This window comes from Ruegeria sp. ABF4_144, assembly GCF_056160045.1.
This window is the reverse complement of record NZ_JBSWWK010000001.1, coordinates 466,789-492,334: the sequence shown is the minus strand read 5'-3', so window position 1 is coordinate 492,334 and position 25,546 is coordinate 466,789. Positions and strand designations below refer to the sequence as shown.

The window sequence follows — 25,546 nt, the reverse complement described above, 5'->3', positions numbered from 1 at the left end:
CTCGTGTATCCTTCTATGGAACGTAGGAGGCCAAAATGCCAGAGATCACCGGTTACCACGCCCATGTCTATTTTGACGCGACAACTCAGGACATCGCAGAAAAGCTCTGCCAAGAGGCCGCGCGCCTGTTTCCTGTCCAGATGGGGCGGATGCATGTAAAGAATGTCGGCCCGCATCCGCGTTGGAGTTGTCAGCTGGCTTTCGCCCCGGACGCGTTCAATCAGGTGTTTCCCTGGCTGATGCTGAACCGGCAGGGTTTGACCATCTTCACACACCCTGAGACCGGTGACCACCTGGCCGATCACCGGGACCGCGCGGTTTGGATGGGTGAGATGCTCGACCTCGATCTTTCGATTTTTGACAAAATGGGCGCTTAGGTCAGCGCCCGCGCCTGATCCCGCAGCTTGAATTTCTGAATCTTGCCAGTCGAAGTTTTGGGCAACGCCCCGAACACCACCGTCTTGGGTGCCTTGAAATGGGCCATGTTGTCCCGGCAGAAGGCAATGATATCCGCCTCGCTCGCCTGCACATCGGGTTTAAGCTCAACAAAGGCACAGGGCGTCTCGCCCCATTTCTCATCCGGGCGCGCGACCACGGCGGCTTCCATCACAGCAGGATGCTTGTAAAGGATATCCTCAACCTCAACCGATGAGATATTTTCACCGCCCGAGATGATGATGTCCTTGGACCGGTCCTTCAGCGCGATATAACCATCCGGGTGCATCACGCCCAAATCGCCGGAGGCGAACCATCCGCCGCGAAAGGCCTTGTCTGAGGCCTCGGCGTTTTTCAGGTAGCCCTTCATGACGACGTTGCCCTGCATGAATATCTCACCCATCGTCTCGCCATCTGCCGGAACGGGTTCAAGGGTATCCGGATCAGCCACCATTAGTCCTGACAGGGCCGTGTAGGGAACCCCCTGCCGAACCTTGAGCGCCGCGCGCTCCTCGGCCCCTTTGCTGTTCCACTCGTCCTTCCAAGCACACACAACCGAGGGTCCGTAGGTTTCCGTCAGGCCGTAGACATGGGTCACTTCGACCCCCATGCCTTCCATCTTTTCGATCACGGCGGCTGGTGGCGGGGCACCTGCGGTCATCACCTTGATCTCATGATCGAAATCCTTGAGGTGATCGGGCGCATTAGCCAGCATATTCAGAACAATCGGCGCGCCGCAGAAATGAGTGACCTTTTCATCGCGGAAGGCGGCATAGATCGGCTCATCCCGCACCGCCCGCAAACAGACCGAGACCCCGGCATTGGCCGCCATTGCCCAAGGAAAACACCAGCCGTTGCAATGGAACATCGGCAGGGTCCACAGATAGACTGAGTGTTTTGGCATATCCCAGTCCAGCAGGTCCGACTGTGCGTTCAGAGTCGCGCCCCGGTGGTGATACACAACCCCTTTCGGGTTGCCGGTGGTGCCAGAGGTATAGTTCAGCGTGATCGCATCCCATTCGTCCTCGGGTAAGGACCAGGCAAATTCCGGATCGCCCTCGGCCAGCAGCGTGTCATAGGTCAGGCTGCCCAGCTTTTCACCGCCGTCAAAGCTGGGGTCTTCGATGTCGATGACCAGAACGTCATGATCCACCTGTTTCAGAGCCTCTTTCACCACGCCCGAAAACTCGGGATCGACCAGCAGCACCTTGGCCTCGGCGTGGTTCAGGATGAAGGCGATGATCGGCGCGTCCAGTCGTGTGTTGATCGTGTTCAGCACCGCGCCGGCCATGGGTACACCAAAATGCGCCTCGTACATCTCGGGGATATTGGCAGCGATGATCGAGACCGTGTCGCCCTTGCCAATCCCCCGCTCAGACAGCGCCCCCGCCAGACGGCGGCAGCGGGCATAGGTCTCCGCCCAGCCATAACGGCGTTCACCATAAACCACGGACGCATAATCCGGGTAAATCTTCGCGGTACGCTCAATGAAACTCAGCGGGGACAAGGGCGTGTAGTTCGCGCGGTTCTTGTCCAAATGACGTTCGTAGATATTGGCCGTTGCCATCTGCTGACCCTCCCAGTTCAGTTCTCGCGCGACTTGATCACAAAGTATCGCGGCTGACAAACCCGTAAAAATACGCCGAAGGCATGGACTGGCGATACGGGATGATACAATCTGGCCCTATCTACAGATGGCCATTCGCGGTGATCTGGGCCATCAAAAATTCCAAGCCGGGGCGGCATCGTTCCCGCAACTTGCACACCCAATACTTCTGAAAGGACATGTCATGGACGGCACGTTCAACGAAAACGATCTTTCCCGTGTGGTCGAAGCCGACCGCGCCCATATCTGGCACCACCTGATCCAGCACAAACCCTTTGAAACCAATGATCCCCGCATCATTGTCGAAGGCAAGGGAATGCGCGTCTGGGACCAGAACGGCAAAGAGCATCTGGATGCAGTTTCGGGCGGTGTGTGGACCGTCAACGTAGGCTATGGCCGCGAATCGATCTGTAAGGCCGTGTACGACCAGCTGATGAAGCTGTGCTATTTCGCTAACTCGGCTGGTTCAATCCCCGGTGCAATCTTTGCTGAAAAGCTGATCGAAAAGATGCCGGGCATGAGCCGTGTGTACTACACCAACTCAGGGAGTGAGGCGAACGAGAAGGCGTTCAAGATGATCCGCCAGATCGCCCACAAGAAGTATGGCGGCAAGAAAACCAAAATTCTGTACCGCGACCGCGACTATCACGGCTCGACTCTTGCGACCATGTCGGCAGGTGGTCAGGATGAGCGCACCGCGCAATACGGCCCCTTCGCGCCCGATTTCGTGCGCGTGCCGCATTGCATGGAGTACCGCAAGCACGAGCTGGACGGCGCACCGGTCGAGAACTTCGGCGAGTGGGCTGCGGATCAGATCGAAGAGGTCATCCTGCGTGAAGGCCCCGACACCGTTGGCGCGCTGTGCCTTGAACCGGTGACAGCAGGCGGCGGCGTGATTGAAGCGCCCGAAGGCTACTGGCAGCGTGTGCAGGAGATCTGCAAGAAATACGACATCCTGCTTCACATCGATGAGGTCGTCTGCGGCGTTGGTCGGACCGGCACATGGTTTGGCTATCAGCAATATGGCATCAAGCCGGACTTCGTGACCATGGCGAAAGGCGTCGCCTCGGGCTATGCTGCGATTGCCTGCATGGTGACCACCGAAGAAGTCTTTGAGATGTTCAAGGACGATGCAGCCGATCCGCTGAACTATTTCCGCGACATCTCGACCTTCGGCGGTTGCACCGCCGGTCCGGCCGCGGCGATCGAGAACATGCGCATCATCGAGGATGAGAACCTGCTGGGGAATTGCTCGGCTATGGGTGATCGCATGACGGCCAACCTGCAGGCGCTGATGGAAAAGCACAAGGTCATCGGCGACGTGCGCGGCAAGGGCCTTTTCCTGGGGGCCGAACTGGTTGCAGATCGCGGCAGCAAAGAGCCGGTCGAAGAAAAGCTGGCGCAGGCCGTTGTTGCCGATTGTATGGCGCAGGGCGTGATCATCGGTGTCACCAACCGCTCGATCCCCGGTCGCAACAACACGCTGTGCTTCTCGCCCGCGCTGATCGCAACAGCGGATGATATCGACCAGATCACTGATGCGGTCGATGGCGCATTGGGTCGAGTTTTCGGCTAAAGCGCTGCACAATACCTACGAGAACCGGCGCCAACCGCGCCGGTTTTTTCGTTTCTACGCTGCGGTTTGCCAAATTCCTGAACTCGGGTAGCCTATGGCCATTCTATTCAGGAGATACACCCATGGCATTCAACATCCTTCGCAGCATGGTCGCGGTTCTTGCGCTCTCTCTCGCCGCCCCCGCCAGCGCTGAAGACGGCAGTGGTTTCCCACAGATCGTCGGTACATGGCACGGCACCTATCTCGTGGCTTTTGCCAAATCGAACCCGAACCACGAAAAAGGTCTGTTGAAGACCGAAATGGAGCTGGAGATCTCCAAGCTTGACGGCAACCTGATCACCGCCACCAACCGCTGGCGCCGCATCGGAGACAAAGACTGGATCGTCGAAGAGGCGATGGGCACGTTCAGTCTGGACGACCCCACCCGCTTTGTTCTGGCCGAGGCCGGCATTTCGGGAGAGGACGTTTCGGCCGGTATTTTCAACGGTGTTTATCTGGATGACGTAATCATGGTCACCTACGCAGGACCGGGCACGGGTGTCGCTTTCGCAGCGCAGTTGGTGAAGAAAAACGGCGGGCAGTAAACCGTTTAAGCGGGACGCGTTCGCTTCAGCTCATCACCTTGGCGCGCGGGACGTTCGATAGACTATTGTTTCATCCAGCTTTCACCGCGCTGTAGTGGCGAGGTTCTATTGCGTGGCCGGCATTATTACCTCTTCATCCACGCCCCGGATCGCGTCCAACGCCTGTTGATAGGCTGGCTGATCTCTGATCACGTCCATATAGGCCTGACCCAAGGTTTGTCCGGCAACAACGTCCATTGGATAATGCACGCCTCCGATGACACGCCCGTAACCGATTTCGCGCCCAAGTTCCTCAAGCGTCTCTGAATGCTCGGGAAAGATATCCGCAAGGACCGAAGTATATACCATGGCGCGGATCGTGTGCCCACTGGGATATGACGTGACCGGGAACGTCGTAGCGACAGGCTCGACAGCGTTGTTGATCACGAAAGGGCGCGGGATGTCATAGTTTGCTTTGACCAAGTTATAGTCGGTGCGTACTTCATTGATGATTTGATCCAACGTCTCACCCAAAAGCTGGATATCGATGTCCAGCAGCCCGCTTAAGACAACGGGCGCAAAACGTTCCAAATCGACAGACCGTTGGACAAAGTCGATTTGTTCGGCCGTCCGGCTTTCCTGCAACCACAGCACAGTGAACATTTCCCGATCGAACTCCGTCGAGCCGGGCTCAGCCGGAGGCCCGATTAATGCCGCGGTATCGACGGTGTTCGCGGGGTAAAACTCGCCCGATAGGGCGGGTCCACAAAGGGCAACGAAGGCAAATACTGCAACAGTGCCTTTGACCATTGCTACGTCCTCCTCAGGCTAAACAGCGCGTGTTTTCGGAAACGCGTCAGGCTTCGGCGATCAGGGTTCCCCAGATCGAGGTCTCGCCGCCCGTTTCGCAGATGATTGTTTCCATACCGGTCACTGCATCGGTCCCGAATGAACAGGCCGCAGATGCCGGGTTACTTAGAAAAGCTAAGTTCAGGGCTACAAGGCCCACAGCAGCAGTAAGGTTCATCGCATCAACTCCGGTTAGGTAACCTTCATATGTTGATGGTATCTTGTCGCTCTTACTGTGCTTCCATTAAGTTTGCTTAACATGCAGATAGCGCCCCCAACCTGGCGTCTAACCGGGCTCCCAACATGCAGTGGCCGGTCTAGGGAGCACACAATCGATACTGCGCAAGCCGAGAGCTGGATACACGAAACCAAAAAGGCCGCCCCAAACGGGACGGCCCTTCATTCACTGTCTCTCGAAAGAGGATCAGGCAGCCAGAGCGGCCTGAGCTTTGGCGACGATCGCGCCGAACGCTTCCGGTTCGTGCACGGCCAGGTCGGCCAGAACTTTGCGGTCCACTTCGATACCGGCTAGGTTCAGGCCGTTGATGAAGCGGGAATATGTCAGTGCTTCGTCATGCGAACGGACTGCAGCGTTGATACGCTGGATCCACAGCGCGCGGAAGTTGCGCTTGCGGTTCTTGCGGTCGCGGGTTGCGTACTGGTTGGCCTTGTCGACGGCCTGACGGGCAACCTTGAAGGTGCTCTTGCGGCGGCCATAGTAACCTTTGGCGGCCTTGATAACCTTCTTGTGACGGGCGTGAGTTACGGTTCCACCTTTAACGCGGGACATCTCTTAATCTCCTCTTAGCGGTCGTAGGGCATGTAGCCCTTGACGATCTTGGCGTCGGGGGCGGACAGGGTGGTGTTGCCACGGGCGTCGCGGATGAATTTCTTGGTCCGCTTGATCATGCCGTGCCGTTTGCCGGCCTGGCCAGCAAGGACCTTACCGGTCGCAGTCACCTTAAAGCGCTTCTTGGCGCTCGATTTTGTCTTCATCTTAGGCATTTCCGTCTCCTTTCAGGGTTCGGTACTAAACGCGACTCGGCATGCCATCTCGGCCGGTCACGCGATCAGAAGCGCCGTTTACGCAAGTTCGGTCATACTGGCAAGGGGGTTTTGACCAGAATCTGCGCTTTTCGCAGGGTGGTCAGGCACCGGGGCGACAATGGACGCCCCGGTGAAAGGATTTAGTGCTCGAACTTGCGAATCTCGCCGCTTTTCAGACGGGCTGAATAGCTGGCCAGCTCTTCCCGCACCACTTTCATCAGGAAGTAGAGCGCAAAGACGTTCACAACCGCCATCGCAAAGATCGCTGCGTCCGAGAAGTCGATAACCGGGCCAAGGTTGGCCGCCGCACCGATCACCACAAAGACACAGAAGATGATCTTGAAGACCAGCTCTTTGGTGTGGCCCTCGCCGAACAGATAGGTCCAGGCCTTGAGGCCGTAGTAGGACCAGCTGATCATGGTCGAGAAAGCAAACAGCACCACAGCGATGGCCAGCACATAGGGGAACCAGCCAAAGGCGCTGGCAAAGGCTGCCGAGGTCAGGCTGACGCCCGAGTTGCCATCAACAGTTGCAATGCCGCCGCCGTCTTCGTTCAGCATATAGAGACCGGTTTGCGGGTCGATGATCAGCTGCTGGGTGATGATGATCACCAATGCCGTCATCGTACAGATCACAACCGTATCGATGAACGGCTCCAACAGAGACACGAAGCCCTCGGTGATCGGCTCACTGGTCCGCACGGCCGAGTGTGCAATCGCCGCGGAACCAACGCCCGCTTCGTTCGAGAACGCCGCACGGCGGAAGCCCTGGATCAGCGCACCGACCATACCGCCAGCAACGCCGAGACCTGTGAAGGCACCCGCAAAGATCTGGCCAAAGGCCCAACCGATCTGGTCTGCATGCATGATGATGATGACCAACGCGGCCAGCACGTACATGACACCCATGAACGGAACGACCTTCTCGGTCACTCGCGCAATAGATTTCAGGCCGCCTACGATCACCGCAAACACGATAGCTGCAAAGATCAGACCGGTGATCCAGCCCGGATAGTCTCCGACAATGCCAGCGATCTGAGCATGCGCCTGGTTGGCCTGGAACATGTTGCCACCGCCCAGCGCGCCAAGGATACAGAAGATCGAGAACAGAACCGCCAGGATCTTACCACCGGGCAGACCCAGTTCACTGAACCCTTTGGACATGTAATACATCGGACCACCGGAAACGGTACCGTCTTCGTATTCGTTGCGGTATTTCACACCCAGCGTACATTCGGTGAATTTCGACGCCATACCCAGCAGGCCCGCCATGATCATCCAGAACGTCGCGCCCGGACCGCCGATACCGACGGCCACCGCCACACCGGCGATGTTACCCAGACCGACCGTGCCCGACAGCGCGGTTGCCAGCGCTTGGAAGTGGCTGACCTCGCCCGCATCGTTGGGATCGGAATAGTCACCTTTGACCAAGCTGACAGCGTGTCCGAAAAAGCGGAACTGCACAAAGGCGAAATACAGCGAAAACACTGTCGCTGCGACGACCAGCCATCCCACAATCCAGGGAAAACCAGTTCCCGGGAATGGCGCGAAGATAAAGCTGACGAATGGCCCGGTGAAATCGGCAAACGCCTGATTGATCTTGTCGTCCAGACCCGGAGCATCTTGCGCCAAAGCCGGACTGGCAAACAACGCTGCAATTGCACCAAGGCTCAGTTTTTGAAGCATATTCATACTCATCACTCCCCTCAGTTCACGACGGTGACCGGCACGTCGGCGTGCATGACCAGATTCTGGGTCGAACTGCCAAACAAGCGTTTCTTGAATCCGTCTGCCGAAGCGCGCCCGACGATAATCTGGGTGCCGCCGTTTTCGACGGTGATCGCGTTCAGCGTTTCGGCCACGTCGCCATGGCGGACAATGCCATGTGCTGTGAAGCCCTCGGCCTTCAACGCATCTACCGCAGGTGTGACGATCCGGGTCGTGGCCAGTTCGACCTCTTCCTCGCGCCGTTTGTGCCGCAGGGCGTTTTCTTCAGGTGTCTGGAAAGTGAAAGGGGACCATTCGATCACATAGACCATCAGCAATTCACACGATCCGATCCGCCCGGCCAAATCCTTGGCAAAGGCGATCGCTCGTTCCCCGGTTTCAGTCCCGTCCAGTCCAATGACAATTTTCGTTGTCATGACGTTCCTCCATTATTTTTTGATTGTACCGGGGCCCGTGCCCCCGGCGGGGCAGCCGGAACCTGGAACTTTCTGAGTAGACTACCCCTGCGGACCAGTATCCGGGAAAAACACCGAAAAACAGAGGGGAAATTGCCGGACTCAACCCAGAGTCCGGCTGTGTATTGATTTTATTGTATTTTTTTCGATTAAAAAATAGGCAAAATCCTCACCCCAACCAAGGGGAAAGCTGCTGAGGCGCAAGGATCAGCCCGGATCGGTGTTGTATATCAGGCGCTCATCACAGGGTGCGATACGCAAAATATTGGTGGTACCCGGCACGTTGAAGGGCACACCCGCAGTCACCACGATCTGGTCAGCCTCGGACGCGAACCCGTCTGCGCGGGCGGCGCGAGCGGCGTTGACGACGGCACCTTTGAACCGCTCAAGTTCTGGTGTCATCACGCAGTGGCACCCCCAGCTAAGGCACAAGCGCCGGGCTGTTCCGGTCGCAGGCGTCATGGCAATGATCGGCACACTGGGACGTTCCCGCGCGGTCAACAGCGCCGTAGTGCCGCTTTGGGTAAAGCAGCAAATAGCCTTGATGTCGGTCTTTTCCGCAATCTCACGTGCCGCAGCCACGATCCCGTCGGCAATTGTTGTCCCCATGGCGCTGCGCGAAGCGGTTATGATCTGCATGTAGGTGGGGTCGGCCTCGACCTCGATGGCGACCTTGTTCATAGTCTGCACCGCCTCGATCGGGTACGAACCCGCGGCGGATTCCGCGCTCAGCATGATGGCATCGGTACCCTCGTAGATGGCGGTAGCCACATCCGAGACCTCGGCGCGGGTAGGCATCGGGCTTTCAATCATGCTTTCCAGCATCTGGGTCGCCACGATCACCGGCTTGGCCGCACCCCGGCATTTCCGCACCAGACGTTTCTGGATGGGAGGCACGGCAGACACCGGCAATTCCACTCCCAGATCACCACGCGCAACCATGATCCCGTCCGAGGCGTCGAGGATGTCATCAAACGCCTCAACCGCTGCGGGCTTTTCAATCTTTGACAGGATAGAGGCACGGCCATCCGCCAGCGCCCGGGCCTCGAACACATCCTTGGCACGCTGCACAAAGCTAAGCGCCAGCCAGTCGACGCCCAACTGGCAGACAAATTCCAGATCGTCACGATCCTTGGCCGACAGCGCTGCCAGCGGCAACACCACGTCAGGCACATTGACGCCCTTGCGATTCGAAATCGTGCCACCGACCTCAACCGTGCAATTGGCGAAATCCTGGCCGCAGTCCTGAACGATCAAACGGATCTTGCCGTCATTGACCAGCAGGCGCGCGCCCGGTTCAAGTGCTGCGAAAATCTCGGGGTGCGGCAGACATACACGGGCCGCATCGCCCGGCGCCGGGTCAAGGTCCAGGCGGAAGGCTGCACCCTCTTCCAGTTCTTCGGCATCGTTGGAGAAAACGCCCACACGCAGTTTTGGCCCCTGAAGATCAGCCAGAATGGCAATTGGGCTGTCCAGGTCCTTTTCCACCTGCCGGATGATCCGGTGCCGTTCGCGGATCTCATCATGGCTGCCGTGGCTCATGTTCAGACGGAACACATCTGCGCCAGCCTCGTGCAGGGCACGGATCATGTCATAGTCATTGGACGCCGGACCCAGCGTCGCCACGATTTTTACTTTTCTCAGGCGTCGCATTGGTGGTGTTCTCCTAACGTCATCTCTTGGTTTCGCACAAATGTTACCGCAAACATTGCCTCACGCTGCTTATTGCGCAATTCCCTTTTCAAAGCAACTGCCCTACACCTGCGACAAACTAGATGACAGGCTTATGACGTATTCTCCGTTTTTTATCCACGGCGCTGATCGCCCGTCGCGCTGGCTGATCACATGCGACCACGCAACCAACACGGTGCCGCCCGAAATCAACGGTGGCGACCTCGGCCTGCCGCGCGAGGATATGGAGCGTCACATCGCCTATGACGTTGGTGCCTATGAGGTCTCAAAGCATCTGGGTGAGATCCTGAACGCGCCAGTAATTGCGGCCAACTTCTCACGCCTCGTGATTGATCCGAACCGGGGCGAGGATGATCCGACCCTGCTGATGAAGCTGTATGACGGTTCGATCATCCCCGGCAATCGCCACGCCGACGTGGTTGAGCGGGATCGCCGCCTGAACATGTGCTATCGCCCCTATCACGAAGCGCTGGAGCGAATGGCAGGCCTGCCTCACGCTGTTATCGTTTCGATGCATTCCTTCACCCGTCAATTGCGCGGTCGCGCGCCGCGCCCGTGGCATATCGGTGTGCTGCACACGCCGGATGAAAGGTTCTCGCGCCCGCTGGTCAACCGGCTAGAGGCTGAGGGCGATCTGTGCGTCGGTGTCAACCAACCCTATACCGGCGTCCTGCCCGGCGATGCGATTGACAGGCACTGCACCGCCCATGGCCGCCCCAATGTTCTGATCGAGCTGCGTAACGACCTGATCGCAGATCACGCTGGGCAGCGCGCCTGGGCCGAGCGCATGGCTGTGATCCTGCAGGACGCTCTGACAGACAGCGGCCTTTGATCACACCTCATTGTGAGGCCCGCTTCTGATCACCATATTTGCAGGGGAAAGGAGGCGATCATGACACAGGAGTTTCTGACCTCTGTCTTTGGCTGGATGGCGGTGCTCAACATCGCGATTTTGATGTTCACAACCCTAATGATCGTATTGTTGCAGGATTGGATCGCAGGTATTCATGGCCGGATGTTTCAGATGGAGCGCGCGGATGTGAAACGGGCGTATTTCCAGTATCTGGCGAATTACAAAATCCTGACCCTGATCTTTTGCATAATCCCTTGGCTGGCATTGAAACTGGCCTGAGGCACTGAGTTGAAACATCGCCATCAGACCGCTAGGTCAAAGGCAACGATACTTTCATCCGGAGCCAGACCATGGACAAGCAAACCGAAATCGAACTTCAGGCCGCCGCGTTCCGCCGGTTGCAAAAGCACCTGATGGAAGATCGGACCGACGTGCAGAACATCGACATGATGAATCTGGCCGGGTTCTGTCGCAACTGCCTGTCGCGCTGGTATCAGGAAGCGGCCAACGAAAAAGGCATCGAGATGGGCAAGGATGAAGCCCGTGAGATTTTCTATGGCATGACCATGGATGAATGGAAGGCCAACTACCAGACCGACGCCAGCCCCGAGAAACAGGCCGCGTTCAAGGTCGCCTTCGAAGAAAACGTAACGAAGAAGGGCTGACGCCCAAAACGAAAATGGCCCGCCGATCTGGCGGGCCTTTTTGTTTAGATCGCAGCCTTACGGCTCTCGTCCAGATAAATCTCGCGCAAGCGTTTGGCGATCGGACCCGGCGATCCGTCTCCCAGTGCGACGCCGTCAATCTCAACCACGGGCATGACAAAGGCGCTGGCCGAAGTGGTAAAGGCCTCATCGGCCTCTTTCGCCTCATCGATGGTGAACAGACGCTCTTCAACTTCCATCTGCGCCTCAGCCGCCATGCGCAGCACCGCCTTGCGGGTGATGCCGTGAAGAATGTCGTTGGACAGCGGGCGCGTCACGATTTTGCCGTTCTTGACGAAATATGCGTTGTTGCTGGTGCCCTCAGTGACATAGCCATCCTCGACCATCCACGCATCATCGCAGCCGGCTTTCTTGGCCATCATCTTACCCATCGACGGGTAGAGCAGTTGCACGGTCTTGATGTCGCGACGGCCCCAACGGATATCTTCGATCGAGATGATCTTGGCACCCTTCTTGGCCGCAGGACTGTCGGCCAGACCCGGCTTGTTCTGGGTGAACAGCACGAGGCTGGGCTTGGTATCAGCGCGCGGGAACACGAAATCCCGGTCGCCGTCCGAGCCACGGCTGACCTGTAGATAGATCAGCCCCTCTTCGATGCCGTTCAGCTCCACCAGCTTGCGGTGAATCTCCAGCAGCTCTTCTTTGGTGCAGGGCTCGGCCATCTCCAATTCGTCCAGCGACCGCTTGAGGCGCACCGCGTGGCCATCGAAATCGATCAGCTTGCCGTCCAGAACGCTGGTGACTTCGTAAACGGCGTCCGCGAACAAGAAACCACGGTCAAAGATGGACACCTTGGCCTCGGTCTCGGGCAGGTATTCGCCATTTACGTAAACGGTGCGGGTCATGTGTTGTCTCCTCAGCCCCAGAGTTTCGCCACGGGCGGGTGCACTCCGGCATCATCAAATTTCAGCGGGTTGGTGCGGTCTTCGGCCAACAGAAGCGGGCCGTCAAGGTCCGTTACCATTGCACCCTGCGCCAACAGTGTCGCGGGCGCCATGGCTAGCGAACTGCCGACCATACAGCCGACCATAACTTTGTAGCCTTCAGCCTGCGCAGCTTCACGCAAGGCCAAGGCCTCGGTCAGGCCACCCGTTTTATCAAGCTTGATGTTCACCACATCATATTTGCCCTTCAACCCCGGCAGGCTGGCGCGGTCATGGCAGGATTCGTCGGCGCAGACAGGCACCGGGCGCTCCATACCGATCAGCGCATCGTCTTCCCCGGCGGGCAACGGCTGTTCGACCAACTCAACCCCCAATCGCACCAGATGCGGCGCAAGGTCGGCGTAGACCCCAGCAGACCAGCCTTCATTGGCATCGACAATAATCTTGGACTTTGGCGCACCAGCACGCACGGCCTCAAGCCGGGGCATGTCGTCAGGCGTGCCCAGCTTGATCTTCAACAACGGGCGATGAGCGTTTTCGGCGGCTTGTGCCTGCATCGCTTCGGGCGTTGCCAAAGACAAGGTGTATGCAGTGATCTCAGGCCCCGGAACCGGCAGTCCGGCCAGATCCCAAGCCCGTTTGCCCGCATGCTTGCATTCCAAGTCCCACAGAGCGCAGTCCACTGCGTTGCGAGCGGCACCGGCAGGCAACAGATCCATAAGAGACTGGCGAGTGAACGCGGCAGGCAAGCCCGCGATTTCAGCCTCAACCGACTCGAGCGTTTCGTCATAGCGCGCATAGGGAACGCATTCGCCCCAGCCCTGATGGGTTCCATCCGAAATCCGAACCGTCAGCACCTTTGCCTCGGTCCGCGACCCGCGCGAAATGGTGAACACCTGCGCCAGCCGAAACACATCACGAGAGACCTCTACCTGCACGCAACCGCTCCTTCGTCTTTTCCATAATGCACCGGGGCAGACAAACCTGCCCCCGGCGCGTTGTTCAGATCACATCGCGGCCAGCGCGTCCACCAGCTTGCCCGAACCAAAGCGGAACGGGTCGGTCGCGGGCAGGCCCATGTCGGCTTCGATCTTGGCCAGATAGGCGGATGCGTCGTCCTCGGACATGTGCTGCGTGTTGACCGAAACGCCAACGACCTGGCAATCCGGGTTGCCCACTTTGGCCAGCGCCAGCGCGGTGTCACGCAGGGTTTCGAGCGTCGGCAACTGATAGGTCGGCAGGCCGCGCATATGCTCGCGGGTCGGTTCGTGGCACAGGATCAGCGCGTCAGGCTGGCCACCGTGAACCAGAGCCATGGTGACACCCGAATAGGACACGTGGAACAGCGAACCCTGCCCTTCGATCAGGTCCCAGTGGTCGTCGTCATTGTCGGGCGTCAGCCATTCGACCGAACCGGCCATAAAGTCAGCAATGACGGCATCCAAAGGCACACCATCACCGGTGATCAGGATGCCGGTCTGACCTGTGGCGCGGAAGGTGGATTTCATGCCGCGCTCACGCATCTCGGCGTCCATCGCCAGAGCGGTGTACATTTTACCAACCGAACAATCGGTACCCACGGCCAGACAGCGCTTGCCTTTCCGCTTGATGCCATTGGCGATCGGATAGTCGACCTCAGGCACACGCACGTCGTGCAGTTTCTGGCCGGTCGCCTCAGCAACGGCGACCAGATCGGGCTCATCGCGCAGAAGATTGTGCAGGCCGGAAGCAAGATCGAATCCTTCCTCCAGAGCCATGACCAGAACCTTTTTCCACTCCTGGCTGATCACGCCACCGCGGTTGGCCACGCCGATGACCAGAGTCTTTGCCCCGGCCTCTTTCGCTTCGGTCAGGGTCATGTCGGCCAGGCCCAGGTCGGCCTTGCAGCCGTCCATCCGGTATTGACCCACGGCGTTTTCGGGACGCCAGTCTTTAATGCCAATTGCCACTTTGGCCGCCAATTGGTCGGGCGCATCGCCCAAAAACAGCAGGTACGGTGTCTCGATCATTGCGGTCGCTCCTTTGATTCCGGCGCAGGCTAAGGGACGTGCCTGACGAGTGTTTCGCGTTTTCCTTCGGGTTCAAATGCCCAACAGGGAAATTCTTGCGCAGATGCGAAACAATGCGCACGATTCTCCCAAGCTTTCACAGTGATTAATATTTAACCACCACGCAGACCCCAACCCGCGGCAGATGCTGCGGTTGCATTGCCGCAGCTGCACAAAGATGCTTGCGAAGCCTCGCGCAATTTAATACCTCATACGACAAGAAAATCGCAATTTCCTTTCTTTCACGAGGTCCAGATGAGCTTTCGCATTCAACCCGCCGCACCCGCGCGCCCCAACCGTTGTCAGTTGTTCGGGCCGGGATCGAACACAAAGCTATTCCCGAAAATGGCCGCGTCGGCTGCGGATGTGATCAACCTCGACCTTGAGGACTCGGTTGCGCCCTCGGACAAGGACGTTGCCCGTGCCAATGTGATCGAGGCGCTGAACACCGTTGACTGGGGCAACAAGTATATGTCGGTGCGGATCAACGGGCTGGACACGCCTTATTGGTATCGCGATGTGGTCGATGTGATGGAACAGGCCGGCGACCGTCTGGACCAGATCATGATCCCCAAGGTCGGCTGTGCAGCGGATGTCTATGCCGTAGACGCTCTGGTCACTGCCATTGAACGCGCCAAGGGCCGGACCAAGCCTGTCAGCTTTGAGGTCATCATCGAGTCCGCGGCTGGCATCGCTCATGTCGAAGAGATCGCAGCCTCTTCCCCCCGGATGCAGGCGATGAGCCTGGGTGCGGCGGATTTTGCAGCCTCGATGGGAATGCAGACCACCGGCATCGGCGGCACGCAGGAAAACTACTACATGCTGCGCGAAGACGAAAAGCACTGGTCCGATCCGTGGCACTGGGCGCAGGCCGCCATCGTCGCCGCCTGCCGCACCCATGGCGTGCTACCGGTGGACGGTCCCTTCGGCGATTTCTCTGACGACGAGGGCTATATCGCGCAGGCCAAACGCTCGGCCACGCTGGGTATGGTCGGTAAATGGGCGATCCACCCGAAACAGATCGCACTGGCCAATCAGGTCTTTACCCCGTCGGACGAGGCTGTTTCCGAGGCGCGCGAAATCCTCGCTGCGATGGAACAGGCCAAGGCCAATGGTGAAGGTGCCACCGTATATAAAGGGCGTCTTGTCGATATTGCTTCGATCAAACAGGCCGAAGTGATCGTGGCACAGGCCGAGCTGATCGCTGCCAACGGTTAAAAAAAGGCGCCCTACGGGGCGCCTTTTTCCTATCGACCGAAGACGTCGTTTGGCGTCCAGGTGAAGCGCTCACCCTGTTTGCCCGACTTCATCATCAGGCAAGAGCTTCCCAGTTTTTGGAAGTAAACAATCTTCAATGGATACCAGCCCGCCTGAGGCACCTCTACTTCGGTTCGTTGATTGGCTTCACAACCTTGAATGCCATTCACGCGGCCAATCTGTTGACCACCAACCGAAGCCTCGATCCCGTCATTGGACCATGTTTCCAGCTCGTAAATCCCCGGCGAGTCGAACCGCATGTACCCGGTAACTTCGGCAGCAACATTGTATGCGCCATCGAAGGTCATGACATCTTCACCTTTGCTGGTGTCGGCATAGTCCAACCCCCGCAGCGGCTTTCCAGGCTGCGCTTGAGACAAAAGACTTTTAGCCTGACTCAGATCTCGGATCTTCTTGTGCTGATTGCCTGTGCCATAGTATTTCACATTCAACCCGGCCTTAGGGTTGGGTTGCGGGTTTGCGGGTTGCAGTTTCAACGGCGCGGCCATGGTTGCCCCGGCGATCATCGCCAAGGTTGCGGCAAGCGCTCCGGTCCGAACGAATGTCATAGTTATCTCCCTGAGCTTGGCCCGTCTAAGGTTCTTCTGCCTGTTCGATCGGGCCTTTTGGTGACACTAAGACGTGAATTTTCACCCTGCAAGTCAGTTAAAGATCACATTCCCCGCTCAGGCGCGCATGTCCTTGGGCGATCCCATCACCACATAGGAAGTGATTGACGTCACATGCGGCAGAGTTCCCAAGACGTCGGTATGAAAGGTTTTGTAGGCGGCAAGGTCCGCGCATTCCACGCGCAGCAGATATTCGATCGTGCCTGTGATATTGTGGCATTCCACCACCTCCGGCGCACGTTGAAGGGCGCGTTCGAACCCTTCCTGTGCGGCCTTGGTATGCTCGCCAAGCCCCACGCCAATATAGGCAACGAACCCCACGCCCTGCGCTGCCGGGTTCAGAACAGCGCGATAGCCCGAGATGACGCCCGTGCGCTCAAGCTCTTGAACCCGGCGCAGACAGGCCGAGGGTGACAGCCCGACACGATCTGCCAGTTCCAGATTGCTGATGCGGCCATCGCGCGACAATTCACGCAATATATGTTGGTTTATTCGGTCAATCTTAGTCATTAATTGTGAAAATACTGCAATCACGCACAAAAACGCAATTTCATTTGGCCCTTTTACCGCAATTATAGCGGACATGACCTATGAGATACTACTGGCACTGATCGCCTTTGCCTTTGTTTCGTCCATCACACCGGGGCCGAACAACCTGATGCTGATGGCATCGGGGGCCAATTTCGGGTTTCGCCGCACCATCCCTCATATGCTGGGGATCGGGTTGGGGTTCACCATCATGGTTCTTCTTGTTGGCGCCGGGCTGGTGCAGTTGTTTGACCGCTATCCTGTCAGCTACTCGGTGCTGAAACTCCTCTCGGTCGGATATCTGCTGTACCTGGCATGGAAGATCGCTCATTCGGCCCCAACCAAGGGCGAAACCGCCGAGGGCAAGCCCATGACCTTCCTCCAGGCCGCCGCATTTCAATGGGTCAATCCCAAGGCCTGGGCCATGGCCCTGACGGCCACCACCGCCTACACGCCGGACCATACACTTGAGGCCATCGTGATCGTGGCCCTGATCTTTGGCGCGGTGAACCTGCCGTCAGTCAGCACCTGGACCGTTCTGGGACAGCAAATGGCGCGAGTCCTCACGAACCCGCGCCGATTGGTGGTGTTCAACTGGACCATGGCGGCGCTGCTGGTTGCCTCGCTTTACCCGGTCCTGTGGCCGAACTGAGTTACTTTAGAGGCAGGCAGATTTCCGTCAGCAACTCCTCGGGCGCGGTATTACGCGGATCGTTCAGATAGATTTCGTAGCAGGGCTGATCCGCAGGTTCCTCGCCCGATTCCGGCAACCAGTTGCCGAACAGGCTGTGATAGGCCGTAGAAAGCCCTGAATATGGGCCCTTGAAGGTCAGAACGGCCGTCTTGCCGCCGTGGATTTGCACAGCCTCCATGCCATCGGGCGTGTCAGCGCCACGGAACTCAGCCCCGGCATAGCTGCGCAGGTCGGCCTCGGGCACAGCTTCGGGGCTGTCAAGGTAGACGCCGATTACAGGACCGATCTGCGGCCACAGCTGGCGGGATTTGCACAAGGCTCCGAAGGCCTCAAAGCTTTTGCCGATCTTGGCATAGGTGCCCTTGTGCAGCAGGCCGACAACACGACGGGCGGGTTCGGTGCGGGTGGTCACAGGATACATTGGATATTCTCCGGTTCTGAAACGAGGATGGGCGGGCAAAGACTGCCTGGCCTTGCGAAATGCGGCAGGGCTGCTGCCGTAGGCCTCGGAAAAGGCCCGCGCAAAAGAGTTCAAGTTGGGATAGCCAACGTCCGACGCGATCCGCGCCACTGGCTTGTCGGACTGAACCAACGCAATGGCCGCACGGTGCAGACGGACACGACGCACCGCCTGCGCGCAGGTTTCACCTGTCAGGGCGCGAAACACCCTGTGCCAGTGAAACCGGGACATCGCCGCTACATCAGCCAGTGAGTCCAGCGACAGATCCCCCGCGGGGTGGTCGTGGATATACTCCAGCACGCGCAGTATGCGGTTTTCATAGCTGGTTGGCATTGGTGTCACTTCCCTCTTCTTGCCCATCCGTGGTCGCATATCCTGCATCCACAAATCTTGCTGAGTTGCATCCCGGGCAACCACAGGTCATATAGCAGGGAACTTCCGCGTTGAGAGGCGTCATGACCCAGTATCTGGATTTCGAAAAACCCCTGGCCGAGATCGAAGGCAAGGCCGAGGAACTGCGCGCGCTGGCCCGCGCCAACGAAGAGATGGACGTGGCCGAAGAAGCCGCCGCGCTGGACGCCAAGGCCGCCAAGCTGCTGGAAGAGCTGTATGGCGATCTGACCCCTTGGCGCAAATGTCAGGTGGCGCGTCATCCGGAGCGTCCGCACTGCAACGATTACGTGGATGCACTGTTCACTGAATTCACCCCTCTGGCCGGAGACCGGAACTTTGCCGACGATCTGGCCGTCATTGGTGGTCTGGCCCGGTTCAACGATCAGCCTGTGATGGTAATCGGCCACGAAAAGGGATCTGACACCAAATCGCGGATCGAACGCAACTTTGGCATGGCCCGCCCTGAAGGATACCGCAAGGCCGTGCGCCTGATGGAGATGGCCGGGCGGTTTGGCCTGCCGGTGATCACTCTGATCGACACGGCCGGTGCCTATCCCGGCAAAGGCGCCGAAGAGCGTGGCCAATCCGAAGCAATCGCACGCTCGACCGAGATGTGCCTGAAAATCGGCGTACCTCTGGTCTCGGTGATTATCGGTGAAGGTGGCTCGGGCGGGGCGGTGGCTTTTGCGACCGCGAACCGCGTCGCGATGCTGGAACACTCGGTCTATTCAGTGATTTCGCCCGAGGGCTGCGCCTCGATCCTGTGGAAGGATGCCGAGAAGATGCGCGAAGCCGCCGAAGCGCTGCGCCTTACCGCGCAGGACCTCTACAAGCTGGGCGTCTGCGACCGGATCATCACCGAACCCAGGGGCGGCGCTCACCGGGACCGTGAGGCCACTGTTGAATCCGTGCGTTCTGCGATTGCCGCCATGTTGGAAGAGCTGGGCGGCAAGGATGCGGCAGCCCTGATTCAGGACCGCCGTCAAAAATTTCTGGATATCGGCTCGAAAGGGTTGGCGGCCTAACCGCCCAACTGCCGCAGCAACTCGACCGAGGGTTTGCCGGTAACGGCCAGCCCATTGGCACGTTGATATGCGGTGATCGCGGCCTCTGTATTCTTGCCGATTACCCCGTCCGCGCCCTGCGTGTCATAACCGGCTGAGGTCAGGCGGCGCTGAAGCTCCTTGCGGTCCTCCAGCGTCAGACCCGTGGCATCCGGCCCGAAAGAAGCCTGAAACGGCGCGCCGCCCGCGATCCGGTCGGACAGGTGCCCGACGCCAATCGCATAACTGTCCGAGTTGTTATAGCGCTTGATCACCTGAAAATTGCGAAAGACTGCTATACGCGGTCCGGGCTTTTGCGGCTGCAGCACCGCGACAGGTGTGCCTGAAACCGTACCAGCTTCACCACCCCAAGGCTGCCCGCGCACCCAACCGGCACGGGCCAGATAGGCTGCGGTCGAGGCCAGCGAGTCTGACGGGTCTTCGGACCAGATGTCCCGCCGCCCGTCACCGGTGAAATCCACCGCATAAGCAAGATAAGACGTTGGGATGAACTGCGTGTGCCCCATTGCACCCGCCCAGCTGCCGGTCATCTTGTCAGGCGTGGTGTCGCCTTCCTGAATAATCTTCAGCGCCGCGACCAGTTGCTTTTCAAAGAAAGCGCCGCGCCGCCCGTCATAGGCCAAAGTGGACACTGCCGAGATAACGGGCACGTCGCCACGCCGCGCGCCGTAACGGCTTTCAAGCCCCCAAACGGCCACAACGACCTCTTTATCGACGCCGTATTGCGCCTCGAGCTGCGACAAGGTTCCGGCGTGACGGACAAGCATCTGTTTGCCGGTGGCGATCCGCTCGTCCGAGGCAGCAATCGCCAGATAATCCTCAAGCGAGCGTTTGAATTCGACCTGATTACGGTCGCGCTCAATCACCTCGGGCAGATACCCTGCCCCCTGAAAGGCGCGATTGATTGTGGTCTGCGAAATCCCCTGCGATGCCGCCCGCCCTTTAAAGCCTGCAACCCAGGCGTCCCATCCGGCATTGGGCACCGGTCGCATCCGCGAAGCAGGGGTACTGGTCGGTGCGCCGGTGGAACAGGCGGTCAGAAAGGCCGAGCCAAGGCCAATTGAAAATATCCGTCGGTTGATCATGACTAAAAACTGCTCTTGTTGTGATTTGGGCCAGAGTAACGCAGACCCGATCGCCAAGCCACAGCGACAAAGCCAATCAGGGGCAATTTCGGACCTTCGGCAACAAGCCGCTTAACTCACCAGCATCCGCAGGCCTTGGGTGACGTCCGAGCGGACCGCAAGACGCAGGCCGGGCTCATCTCCGGCCTGCAGCGCCGCGATGATCAACTTGTGGTTATGCGGAGGATCGGTTCGCCGCAACCGTCCGTAAAGCGCGCGCATGGTGGGGCCAAGCTGCAGCCACACAGTTTCAGCAATCGCCAGCATCGCTGGGGCCTGAGCCCGCAAGTAGAGTGTGCGGTGGAACTCCAGGTTGGTGCGGATATAGCCAACGGCATCACGTTTGGTGACCATCTCGGCCACGTTCATGTTGATGCTCTGCAACCGGTCGATCAGCGCCATGTGGGCCCGCGGCAAGGCGCGGCTGGCCAGTTCGACCTCAAGCAATGCGCGCAGGGCGGCCAGTTCCTCGATCCGGTCATTGGTGAGCTCGGGCGTTGAAACGCGGCCCGACGTGGACAGAAATAACGCCCCTTCGGCTGCCAGTCTCCGCACGGCTTCACGCGCGGGAGTCATCGACACGCCGAATTCCTTGCCAATCCCACGCAGGGTCAGCGCCTGCCCGGGCGCCATTTCACCATGCATGATACGAGAGCGCAAAGTGCGATACACACGGTCGTGTGTCGCGCCGTGGGAGTCAGAGGGGCGTGGGGTCAACATACCCAATTTGTGATCACAGATGTGCGCAAGGTCAACTCACCGCAGCATCAAATCTGTACTGATGCAGCTGCGCCCCGTTGTCGCGCAGCCAGCGTCTTTGGTCACGATAATCACCGAAGATATTCTCGACCTGCGCCCAAAACGCGGGGGAGTGATTCATCTCGACCAAATGCGCCACCTCATGCGCGGCGACGTAGTGCAGAATCTCGGAGGGCGCCAGGATCAACCGCCACGAAAACATCAACCCACCGGCAGAACTGCAAGATCCCCACCGGGACCGGGTATCGCGGATGGTCAGGCTGGAGTAAGACCGGCCCAGCATCGCCGCGTAATCATCACAGGCCCCGGTCAGACGATCCCGTGCCAGTTCCTTGAGAAACCGCGCCAGACGCCGAGCTTCGGCCCCTGCGGGCACGGCAATCTCATCGCCCTGCAACTGAACTCGTCGACCCTTTGCGGGCACGATTCGCAGCTCTTTGCCCTCGATGGGGATGGCCTGGCCGAACTGAACGACTGCCGGATCGGGACGATCCTGCAAATGCTGGCGTATCCACTCTTCCTTGGTGCGGGCAAAGCTCAGCGCTTCGGTCTCAGGCACACTCTGCGGGTAAGTCAGTGTAACCCGCCCATCCAGCTGGGAAATCCTCAGGCTGATCCGCCGCGCCCGCGCCGACTTGCGCAACGTCAGCGGCACCGGAGGCTTCCCGGGCAGTGCGTGATCTCCCATATGCCAGTTTCTCCTGCTCAAAGGCTTTGACAGTGCCTGCTGCATGTGGCACGTGACCTGAATCATTATTACGACTCACCTGATATCAAGGGGATTTGACATGCCCAAGGAAGAATGGGGCGTAAAGCGCGTTTGCCCGACAACCGGCAAGCGTTTTTACGACCTAAACAAGGACCCGATCATCAGCCCCTACACTGGCGAGATCGTGGAGCTTGAGACCGGCAAGAGCCGGATGATCGCCGCGGACGCAGAAGATGCGGCATCGGCCAAAGCGCGCAAAAACGCTTCGGATGAGGATCTGGTTCTGGAGGATGACGACAACGTCGATGTCGAACTGGACGATGATCTGCTGGACGATGATGATGACGACAACGATAACGTCTCGCTGGACGATATCACCGACATGTCGTCGGAAGACGAGAACTAAAACCGGTCAGAGGCGGCCCCACGCCGCCTCATGCCCACCCCGGGCGCGGGACGGAAACTTTTTGGCATTTTCCATTTTTTGGACTTGCGCTTGCCGCCGCCGTCTCATAAACGTCCGTCCACTGCTTCAGCAGTACCATGATGGGGCCTTAGCTCAGTTGGGAGAGCGCTTGCATGGCATGCAAGAGGTCAGGGGTTCGACTCCCCTAGGCTCCACCAAAATCCTAGCAGTTCACTAGTATAGTTTTCTTTTTGCAGTTTCGCGCGCGGCCATAACCCGAAGACTTTGCAAGACATACGGCGCAGCGCTTCTGCTTGCTGCCATCTTGACAGTGATCATTTGCCCTTAGTGTCGAGCGCTTGAACACCGGGATGCCGGAACAGCTTAGCCATCGCAAAAAGCGCCAAGACGCAACAGACAACAGCGATGATAAAGGGCATTCTAAGGTTAATGGCCATGAGAGAGCCGCTCAAAGCCGTGATGCTGCCAGAGCCCAACGCGTAGATCGCCACCGTCACACCCATCACCCACCCTTGTTCACTGGGTCCGACGCTGCTGGAAAACAGTGACAGCATGGTCGGATACATGATGGCAAATGCAATCGTTATCGGGATGATCAACACGTATGAAAGATCGGGAACAGGGTTGAGCATAAACACCAATATTCCCAAGCCCATAGCTGCAATGGACACATATAGTATCGGAAATTTCTTGAAGCGCTCGTGTAGCGGTGCCGTCAGGTAGGCACTTCCCAAGGCCATAGACCCTCCAAATACGGCCAGCGCCATGCTGTTTTGCAATGTGCCGAACTTGAACCGCGTCAGTAGGTAAGTGTCGATAAAAAAGAAAAATGCATTCAGGCACATAAGCGAGAACAACATCACGACCGACAGCCTTAGAACGACGGGATGCGAGAAGACCTTCCACAAATTCATGACGACGTCCAAAAGCCCAAAGTCGATTGTCTGCTTTTTAAAACCCGGTTCCGAGAAGAAGAGCAGAACCAGAGCCATGTTGATCAGGATAAGGCCAATGGCGACATAGAATGGCAGTTCCAGAGATGCGAATGATCCCATCAGGTTTTGGTCGCTCAGCAATCCTGAAATCAACGGGCCACCGAGCAGACCCAGCGCGGACGCCGCCACGATCATCCCAAGGTTCTTCGACTTCTCCTGATCGTCATGGCTGATGTCGATCAAGGCAGCCTGCGCGATGGGTTGGTTGGCGGTTGTGAAGCCAGAAATCGCGCGCCCCAACAGCAACAGCCAATAGCTTGCGGTCATAATCGCAGCCACGGTCAAAACATATCCGATCAGCGCGCCGGTCAGACAAACCATTATTCCGCTTTTGCGGCCAATGTAGTCCGACACTTTGGCAATGAAGGCCGCGCCGAAAAAGTAAAACAGGAAGAAGACGGCGATGAGAACGGTGTAGTCGACCTGACGAATATGGGCCGGAGTGTCATGCGGCAGGAAGGTCTGCTGAGGGTCCAGCAGGATCGTGTTGAAAATCGGCAGGATTAGCCCAAACCCCATCACATCAATGAACACGACAAGCAAAAGGGACAACCGCGAAAGGTTCATAACAACTACCTCAACAAAACCCCGAATGATCCAATCTGAATTGAGCTTTATGGCAGGCAAAAAAAACGACCGGGGACACTCAATGGACCTAATTGACCGCACTGAAACGAGTATTACTGGCCAAGGCACTTTGAGTCCAATTGAGGGAGACCCAAGACGGCACACAAGCAATCAGATCAGTGGCCATCGCCGCATTAGGCCCTACGGCGATTGGGTCGCAATTCGCGGGAACCTGCCGCGCCGCCTTTGCCAATAGCAGGCGCGCGTCAGGGTAACGGCCAAATAGGCCCGCTATTGGCAAGCCTCGGCCCCAGCACCAACAAAAGGGGCGTGGATCACACGTAAAGCAGGGGTTTTGGCAAAGTCCCTGCAATATAGCCGAGTTTCCACTTAGCCGCTTAGCTGAACCAAGTACCAGGCCCTATACCACGGCACACGTGGCACCTATGCCGAACAGTATCCAGTGCGCGGGCATCCTGACTCACCAACCTCCGAAAGGGACAGATGAGTCACATAGGTTCTATTGCTCTACCGACACTGCCTCAATTGATGCAAGGCAGATGCAACCGATCAGGTGGGGCTACCTGACTTGGACGCGTAGTAAGACCGAATTGTCTCGGCCTCCGCATCGCTTGGAATCCTGTTCAAATGCAATCCACCATAGTCCCGAACATGCGCCGGGTTGGGGCCATAAAGACGGTAGCCGAATGAACTTCCGTCGGACAATTCCACGCCTGCGGCAGAAGCAGTCCGACCATTCGCATTTGCACGCAGCGCAGCCGGGCTTCCCGAAACAGAAAAAACGACATCCGTATTGAGCAGGGTCGCCGCAAGATTGACGCCAATAGATGGACCACCGATGGAGGCCGAAATCCGCGTTGGCGAGGAATGAGACGCATAAACCAGCGGCTGTCTGTGACTGGCATTGTTCGAAAACACCCCCCTGTTGCTGACGAGCGATGGAAAGGAATGACTAAATGATAGCATCCGGAACGCGACCACCTCAAAAACCTCGGACGAGAATGGAATGGTTCTGGAAAACTCCAGCGTGCCGCCACTCCCATCGGTTTCCAACCAGTGATGCGAACCGTCGGTTTGGTAGGTCAGAGCGCCGGTTGCCAGAAAGTGCCCCCCGAGGTTGCCCTTGTTGTTTTGCCGCATCACCGTATCGCCCGGAGACGTCACCGGGATAGTGCCCGCCGCATCCTGAAACAGCGTAGACAGGTCGGAGGGATCGCGCAAAAGCGGCGCATCCAGGCGCGCTAAGGGGTTGCCCGGATTCTGCCGAACGGCCAGGGACGTGATTGATAAGCCAACTCCGATCATTGCGGGCAATCTCCTTGCGTTTTTCGCTTTTCAGTCCGGCAAGAAATATTTGGGCCAGTTGCAAAAATGCGGAAACACAAAGTCCGCTCTGTTTACGCATTCCGAGATTGGGTTGGCTTAGCGACTGGCGACACGGGTGGTTTCAAAACCTCCA

The 25,546-nt window shown here is 58.1% G+C and carries 29 protein-coding genes and 1 tRNA gene; 11 read left to right on the top strand and 19 right to left on the bottom strand.

Going from position 1 to position 25,546, the window contains the following annotated elements; genetic code table 11:
• Positions 1-35 precede the first annotated feature (35 nt).
• Positions 36-377 carry a DOPA 4,5-dioxygenase family protein gene (locus ACXAGD_RS02515; RefSeq protein ID WP_475208293.1) on the top strand — a complete coding sequence of 114 codons (342 nt, stop codon included), beginning with the start codon at positions 36-38 and terminating at the stop codon, positions 375-377.
• On the opposite strand, the gene ACXAGD_RS02510 is transcribed toward ACXAGD_RS02515, so the two are convergent.
• Positions 374-2,002 (bottom strand): acyl-CoA synthetase, encoded by a 1,629-nt coding sequence (locus tag ACXAGD_RS02510; protein ID WP_475208292.1) that lies wholly within the window; start codon positions 2,000-2,002, stop codon positions 374-376. The two genes, ACXAGD_RS02515 and ACXAGD_RS02510, sit on opposite strands and share 4 nt — an antisense overlap.
• A gap of 223 nt (positions 2,003-2,225) precedes the next feature.
• Here ACXAGD_RS02510 and ACXAGD_RS02505 point away from each other — a divergent pair, with 223 nt between their 5' ends.
• Both ACXAGD_RS02505 and ACXAGD_RS02500 read left to right on the top strand, forming a co-directional pair.
• Positions 2,226-3,617, top strand: a complete 1,392-nt coding sequence (locus ACXAGD_RS02505) for an aminotransferase family protein (protein ID WP_475212468.1) — start codon at positions 2,226-2,228, stop codon at positions 3,615-3,617.
• 122 nt (positions 3,618-3,739) lie between these two features.
• Entirely contained in the window at positions 3,740-4,201 is a 462-nt protein-coding gene (locus ACXAGD_RS02500; RefSeq protein WP_475208291.1) for a hypothetical protein, read from the top strand.
• 105 nt (positions 4,202-4,306) lie between these two features.
• Here the strand turns inward: ACXAGD_RS02500 and ACXAGD_RS02495 are convergent, their stop codons facing one another.
• The 7 genes from ACXAGD_RS02495 to pyk all read right to left on the bottom strand — a co-directional run bounded on the left by ACXAGD_RS02495 (position 4,307) and on the right by pyk (position 9,911).
• The gene (locus ACXAGD_RS02495) at positions 4,307-4,990 is read right to left on the bottom strand and encodes a phosphatase PAP2 family protein (RefSeq protein WP_475208290.1); all 684 of its coding nucleotides are present in this window, start codon (positions 4,988-4,990) and stop codon (positions 4,307-4,309) included.
• 46 nt (positions 4,991-5,036) lie between these two features.
• Positions 5,037-5,207: a hypothetical protein gene (locus ACXAGD_RS02490; protein ID WP_475208289.1), complete on the bottom strand. Its 171-nt coding sequence runs from the start codon at positions 5,205-5,207 to the stop codon at positions 5,037-5,039.
• 246 nt (positions 5,208-5,453) lie between these two features.
• On the bottom strand, positions 5,454-5,819 hold the full coding sequence (gene rplT, locus ACXAGD_RS02485) for a 50S ribosomal protein L20 (protein WP_008756009.1): 366 nt from the start codon (positions 5,817-5,819) through the stop codon (positions 5,454-5,456).
• Positions 5,820-5,833: 14 nt separating this feature from the next.
• Positions 5,834-6,034, bottom strand: a complete 201-nt coding sequence (gene rpmI / locus ACXAGD_RS02480) for a 50S ribosomal protein L35 (protein ID WP_010443552.1) — start codon at positions 6,032-6,034, stop codon at positions 5,834-5,836.
• Positions 6,035-6,216: 182 nt separating this feature from the next.
• The gene (locus tag ACXAGD_RS02475) at positions 6,217-7,767 is read right to left on the bottom strand and encodes an alanine/glycine:cation symporter family protein (RefSeq protein WP_475208288.1); all 1,551 of its coding nucleotides are present in this window, start codon (positions 7,765-7,767) and stop codon (positions 6,217-6,219) included.
• 14 nt (positions 7,768-7,781) lie between these two features.
• Complete coding sequence (locus ACXAGD_RS02470) at positions 7,782-8,219, bottom strand: universal stress protein (protein WP_475208287.1); 438 nt, start codon at positions 8,217-8,219, stop codon at positions 7,782-7,784.
• Between the two features lie 246 nt (positions 8,220-8,465).
• Complete coding sequence (gene pyk, locus ACXAGD_RS02465; RefSeq protein ID WP_475208286.1) at positions 8,466-9,911, bottom strand: pyruvate kinase; 1,446 nt, start codon at positions 9,909-9,911, stop codon at positions 8,466-8,468.
• Positions 9,912-10,044: 133 nt separating this feature from the next.
• Between pyk and ACXAGD_RS02460 the strand changes: the two genes are divergently transcribed.
• The 3 genes from ACXAGD_RS02460 (at position 10,045) to ACXAGD_RS02450 (ending at position 11,468) form a co-directional block, all read left to right on the top strand.
• Positions 10,045-10,782 (top strand): N-formylglutamate amidohydrolase, encoded by a 738-nt coding sequence (locus ACXAGD_RS02460; RefSeq protein ID WP_475208285.1) that lies wholly within the window; start codon positions 10,045-10,047, stop codon positions 10,780-10,782.
• 60 nt (positions 10,783-10,842) lie between these two features.
• Entirely contained in the window at positions 10,843-11,082 is a 240-nt protein-coding gene (locus ACXAGD_RS02455) for a DUF6868 family protein (protein ID WP_475208284.1), read from the top strand.
• 71 nt (positions 11,083-11,153) lie between these two features.
• Positions 11,154-11,468 carry a DUF1244 domain-containing protein gene (locus ACXAGD_RS02450; RefSeq protein WP_475208283.1) on the top strand — a complete coding sequence of 105 codons (315 nt, stop codon included), beginning with the start codon at positions 11,154-11,156 and terminating at the stop codon, positions 11,466-11,468.
• Between the two features lie 44 nt (positions 11,469-11,512).
• Here ACXAGD_RS02450 and ACXAGD_RS02445 read toward each other — a convergent pair whose 3' ends face one another.
• The 3 genes from ACXAGD_RS02445 to dgcN all read right to left on the bottom strand — a co-directional run bounded on the left by ACXAGD_RS02445 (position 11,513) and on the right by dgcN (position 14,421).
• Complete coding sequence (locus tag ACXAGD_RS02445; protein WP_475208281.1) at positions 11,513-12,373, bottom strand: D-amino-acid transaminase; 861 nt, start codon at positions 12,371-12,373, stop codon at positions 11,513-11,515.
• Positions 12,374-12,384: 11 nt separating this feature from the next.
• Positions 12,385-13,350, bottom strand: coding sequence for an N-acetyl-D-Glu racemase DgcA (dgcA, locus tag ACXAGD_RS02440; protein ID WP_475208280.1), 966 nt, complete (start codon positions 13,348-13,350; stop codon positions 12,385-12,387).
• A 69-nt stretch (positions 13,351-13,419) separates the two neighbouring features.
• The gene (dgcN, locus tag ACXAGD_RS02435; protein ID WP_475208279.1) at positions 13,420-14,421 is read right to left on the bottom strand and encodes an N-acetyltransferase DgcN; all 1,002 of its coding nucleotides are present in this window, start codon (positions 14,419-14,421) and stop codon (positions 13,420-13,422) included.
• A gap of 294 nt (positions 14,422-14,715) precedes the next feature.
• Here dgcN and ACXAGD_RS02430 point away from each other — a divergent pair, with 294 nt between their 5' ends.
• Positions 14,716-15,678, top strand: a complete 963-nt coding sequence (locus tag ACXAGD_RS02430) for an L-malyl-CoA/beta-methylmalyl-CoA lyase (RefSeq protein WP_475208278.1) — start codon at positions 14,716-14,718, stop codon at positions 15,676-15,678.
• Positions 15,679-15,707: 29 nt separating this feature from the next.
• Here ACXAGD_RS02430 and ACXAGD_RS02425 read toward each other — a convergent pair whose 3' ends face one another.
• Both ACXAGD_RS02425 and ACXAGD_RS02420 read right to left on the bottom strand, forming a co-directional pair.
• Positions 15,708-16,286, bottom strand: coding sequence for a PA14 domain-containing protein (locus ACXAGD_RS02425; protein ID WP_475208277.1), 579 nt, complete (start codon positions 16,284-16,286; stop codon positions 15,708-15,710).
• A 117-nt stretch (positions 16,287-16,403) separates the two neighbouring features.
• Entirely contained in the window at positions 16,404-16,856 is a 453-nt protein-coding gene (locus tag ACXAGD_RS02420; RefSeq protein ID WP_475208276.1) for an Lrp/AsnC family transcriptional regulator, read from the bottom strand.
• Between the two features lie 73 nt (positions 16,857-16,929).
• On the opposite strand from ACXAGD_RS02420, the gene ACXAGD_RS02415 reads away from it, so the two are divergent.
• On the top strand, positions 16,930-17,526 hold the full coding sequence (locus tag ACXAGD_RS02415; protein WP_475208275.1) for a LysE family translocator: 597 nt from the start codon (positions 16,930-16,932) through the stop codon (positions 17,524-17,526).
• Between the two features lies 1 nt (position 17,527).
• On the opposite strand, the gene ACXAGD_RS02410 is transcribed toward ACXAGD_RS02415, so the two are convergent.
• Positions 17,528-18,361, bottom strand: coding sequence for an AraC family transcriptional regulator (locus ACXAGD_RS02410; RefSeq protein WP_475208274.1), 834 nt, complete (start codon positions 18,359-18,361; stop codon positions 17,528-17,530).
• Between the two features lie 122 nt (positions 18,362-18,483).
• Between ACXAGD_RS02410 and ACXAGD_RS02405 the strand changes: the two genes are divergently transcribed.
• Complete coding sequence (locus tag ACXAGD_RS02405) at positions 18,484-19,446, top strand: acetyl-CoA carboxylase carboxyltransferase subunit alpha (protein ID WP_475208273.1); 963 nt, start codon at positions 18,484-18,486, stop codon at positions 19,444-19,446.
• On the opposite strand, the gene ACXAGD_RS02400 is transcribed toward ACXAGD_RS02405, so the two are convergent.
• From ACXAGD_RS02400 to ACXAGD_RS02390, 3 genes are all read right to left on the bottom strand, one after another.
• Entirely contained in the window at positions 19,443-20,570 is a 1,128-nt protein-coding gene (locus ACXAGD_RS02400; RefSeq protein ID WP_475208272.1) for a lytic murein transglycosylase, read from the bottom strand. The two genes, ACXAGD_RS02405 and ACXAGD_RS02400, sit on opposite strands and share 4 nt — an antisense overlap.
• 111 nt (positions 20,571-20,681) lie before the next feature.
• Positions 20,682-21,329: a GntR family transcriptional regulator gene (locus ACXAGD_RS02395; protein WP_475208271.1), complete on the bottom strand. Its 648-nt coding sequence runs from the start codon at positions 21,327-21,329 to the stop codon at positions 20,682-20,684.
• Positions 21,330-21,360: 31 nt separating this feature from the next.
• The gene (locus ACXAGD_RS02390) at positions 21,361-22,056 is read right to left on the bottom strand and encodes a M48 family metallopeptidase (RefSeq protein ID WP_475208269.1); all 696 of its coding nucleotides are present in this window, start codon (positions 22,054-22,056) and stop codon (positions 21,361-21,363) included.
• 100 nt (positions 22,057-22,156) lie between these two features.
• Here ACXAGD_RS02390 and ACXAGD_RS02385 point away from each other — a divergent pair, with 100 nt between their 5' ends.
• Positions 22,157-22,483, top strand: a complete 327-nt coding sequence (locus ACXAGD_RS02385; RefSeq protein WP_475208268.1) for a TIGR02300 family protein — start codon at positions 22,157-22,159, stop codon at positions 22,481-22,483.
• A 142-nt stretch (positions 22,484-22,625) separates the two neighbouring features.
• A tRNA-Ala gene (locus ACXAGD_RS02380) sits at positions 22,626-22,701 on the top strand.
• Between the two features lie 117 nt (positions 22,702-22,818).
• Here the strand turns inward: ACXAGD_RS02380 and ACXAGD_RS02375 are convergent.
• Together ACXAGD_RS02375 and ACXAGD_RS02370 are read right to left on the bottom strand one after the other, a co-directional pair.
• The gene (locus ACXAGD_RS02375; protein WP_475208267.1) at positions 22,819-24,066 is read right to left on the bottom strand and encodes an MFS transporter; all 1,248 of its coding nucleotides are present in this window, start codon (positions 24,064-24,066) and stop codon (positions 22,819-22,821) included.
• Between the two features lie 570 nt (positions 24,067-24,636).
• Positions 24,637-25,392 (bottom strand): hypothetical protein, encoded by a 756-nt coding sequence (locus ACXAGD_RS02370; RefSeq protein ID WP_475208266.1) that lies wholly within the window; start codon positions 25,390-25,392, stop codon positions 24,637-24,639.
• Positions 25,393-25,546 lie beyond the last annotated feature (154 nt).

Bases quoted from the DNA above. Each gene is read 5' to 3' on its own strand.
- ACXAGD_RS02390 (WP_475208269.1), bottom strand. From the start codon at position 22,056: ATGGGAGATCACGCACTGCCCGGGAAGCCTCCGGTGCCGCTGACGTTG.
- ACXAGD_RS02490 (WP_475208289.1), bottom strand. From the start codon at position 5,207: ATGAACCTTACTGCTGCTGTGGGCCTTGTAGCCCTGAACTTAGCTTTT.
- ACXAGD_RS02400 (WP_475208272.1), bottom strand. From the start codon at position 20,570: ATGATCAACCGACGGATATTTTCAATTGGCCTTGGCTCGGCCTTTCTG.
- rpmI (WP_010443552.1), bottom strand. From the start codon at position 6,034: ATGCCTAAGATGAAGACAAAATCGAGCGCCAAGAAGCGCTTTAAGGTG.
- ACXAGD_RS02405 (WP_475208273.1), top strand. From the start codon at position 18,484: ATGACCCAGTATCTGGATTTCGAAAAACCCCTGGCCGAGATCGAAGGC.
- dgcN (WP_475208279.1), bottom strand. From the start codon at position 14,421: ATGATCGAGACACCGTACCTGCTGTTTTTGGGCGATGCGCCCGACCAA.
- ACXAGD_RS02395 (WP_475208271.1), bottom strand. From the start codon at position 21,329: ATGTTGACCCCACGCCCCTCTGACTCCCACGGCGCGACACACGACCGT.
- ACXAGD_RS02470 (WP_475208287.1), bottom strand. From the start codon at position 8,219: ATGACAACGAAAATTGTCATTGGACTGGACGGGACTGAAACCGGGGAA.
- ACXAGD_RS02500 (WP_475208291.1), top strand. From the start codon at position 3,740: ATGGCATTCAACATCCTTCGCAGCATGGTCGCGGTTCTTGCGCTCTCT.
- ACXAGD_RS02415 (WP_475208275.1), top strand. From the start codon at position 16,930: ATGACCTATGAGATACTACTGGCACTGATCGCCTTTGCCTTTGTTTCG.
- ACXAGD_RS02425 (WP_475208277.1), bottom strand. From the start codon at position 16,286: ATGACATTCGTTCGGACCGGAGCGCTTGCCGCAACCTTGGCGATGATC.
- ACXAGD_RS02515 (WP_475208293.1), top strand. From the start codon at position 36: ATGCCAGAGATCACCGGTTACCACGCCCATGTCTATTTTGACGCGACA.
- ACXAGD_RS02410 (WP_475208274.1), bottom strand. From the start codon at position 18,361: ATGCCAACCAGCTATGAAAACCGCATACTGCGCGTGCTGGAGTATATC.
- pyk (WP_475208286.1), bottom strand. From the start codon at position 9,911: ATGCGACGCCTGAGAAAAGTAAAAATCGTGGCGACGCTGGGTCCGGCG.
- rplT (WP_008756009.1), bottom strand. From the start codon at position 5,819: ATGTCCCGCGTTAAAGGTGGAACCGTAACTCACGCCCGTCACAAGAAG.
- ACXAGD_RS02510 (WP_475208292.1), bottom strand. From the start codon at position 2,002: ATGGCAACGGCCAATATCTACGAACGTCATTTGGACAAGAACCGCGCG.
- ACXAGD_RS02445 (WP_475208281.1), bottom strand. From the start codon at position 12,373: ATGACCCGCACCGTTTACGTAAATGGCGAATACCTGCCCGAGACCGAG.
- ACXAGD_RS02430 (WP_475208278.1), top strand. From the start codon at position 14,716: ATGAGCTTTCGCATTCAACCCGCCGCACCCGCGCGCCCCAACCGTTGT.
- ACXAGD_RS02375 (WP_475208267.1), bottom strand. From the start codon at position 24,066: ATGAACCTTTCGCGGTTGTCCCTTTTGCTTGTCGTGTTCATTGATGTG.
- ACXAGD_RS02505 (WP_475212468.1), top strand. From the start codon at position 2,226: ATGGACGGCACGTTCAACGAAAACGATCTTTCCCGTGTGGTCGAAGCC.
- ACXAGD_RS02385 (WP_475208268.1), top strand. From the start codon at position 22,157: ATGCCCAAGGAAGAATGGGGCGTAAAGCGCGTTTGCCCGACAACCGGC.
- ACXAGD_RS02370 (WP_475208266.1), bottom strand. From the start codon at position 25,392: ATGATCGGAGTTGGCTTATCAATCACGTCCCTGGCCGTTCGGCAGAAT.
- ACXAGD_RS02460 (WP_475208285.1), top strand. From the start codon at position 10,045: ATGACGTATTCTCCGTTTTTTATCCACGGCGCTGATCGCCCGTCGCGC.
- ACXAGD_RS02450 (WP_475208283.1), top strand. From the start codon at position 11,154: ATGGACAAGCAAACCGAAATCGAACTTCAGGCCGCCGCGTTCCGCCGG.
- ACXAGD_RS02475 (WP_475208288.1), bottom strand. From the start codon at position 7,767: ATGAATATGCTTCAAAAACTGAGCCTTGGTGCAATTGCAGCGTTGTTT.
- ACXAGD_RS02420 (WP_475208276.1), bottom strand. From the start codon at position 16,856: ATGACTAAGATTGACCGAATAAACCAACATATATTGCGTGAATTGTCG.
- ACXAGD_RS02495 (WP_475208290.1), bottom strand. From the start codon at position 4,990: ATGGTCAAAGGCACTGTTGCAGTATTTGCCTTCGTTGCCCTTTGTGGA.
- ACXAGD_RS02455 (WP_475208284.1), top strand. From the start codon at position 10,843: ATGACACAGGAGTTTCTGACCTCTGTCTTTGGCTGGATGGCGGTGCTC.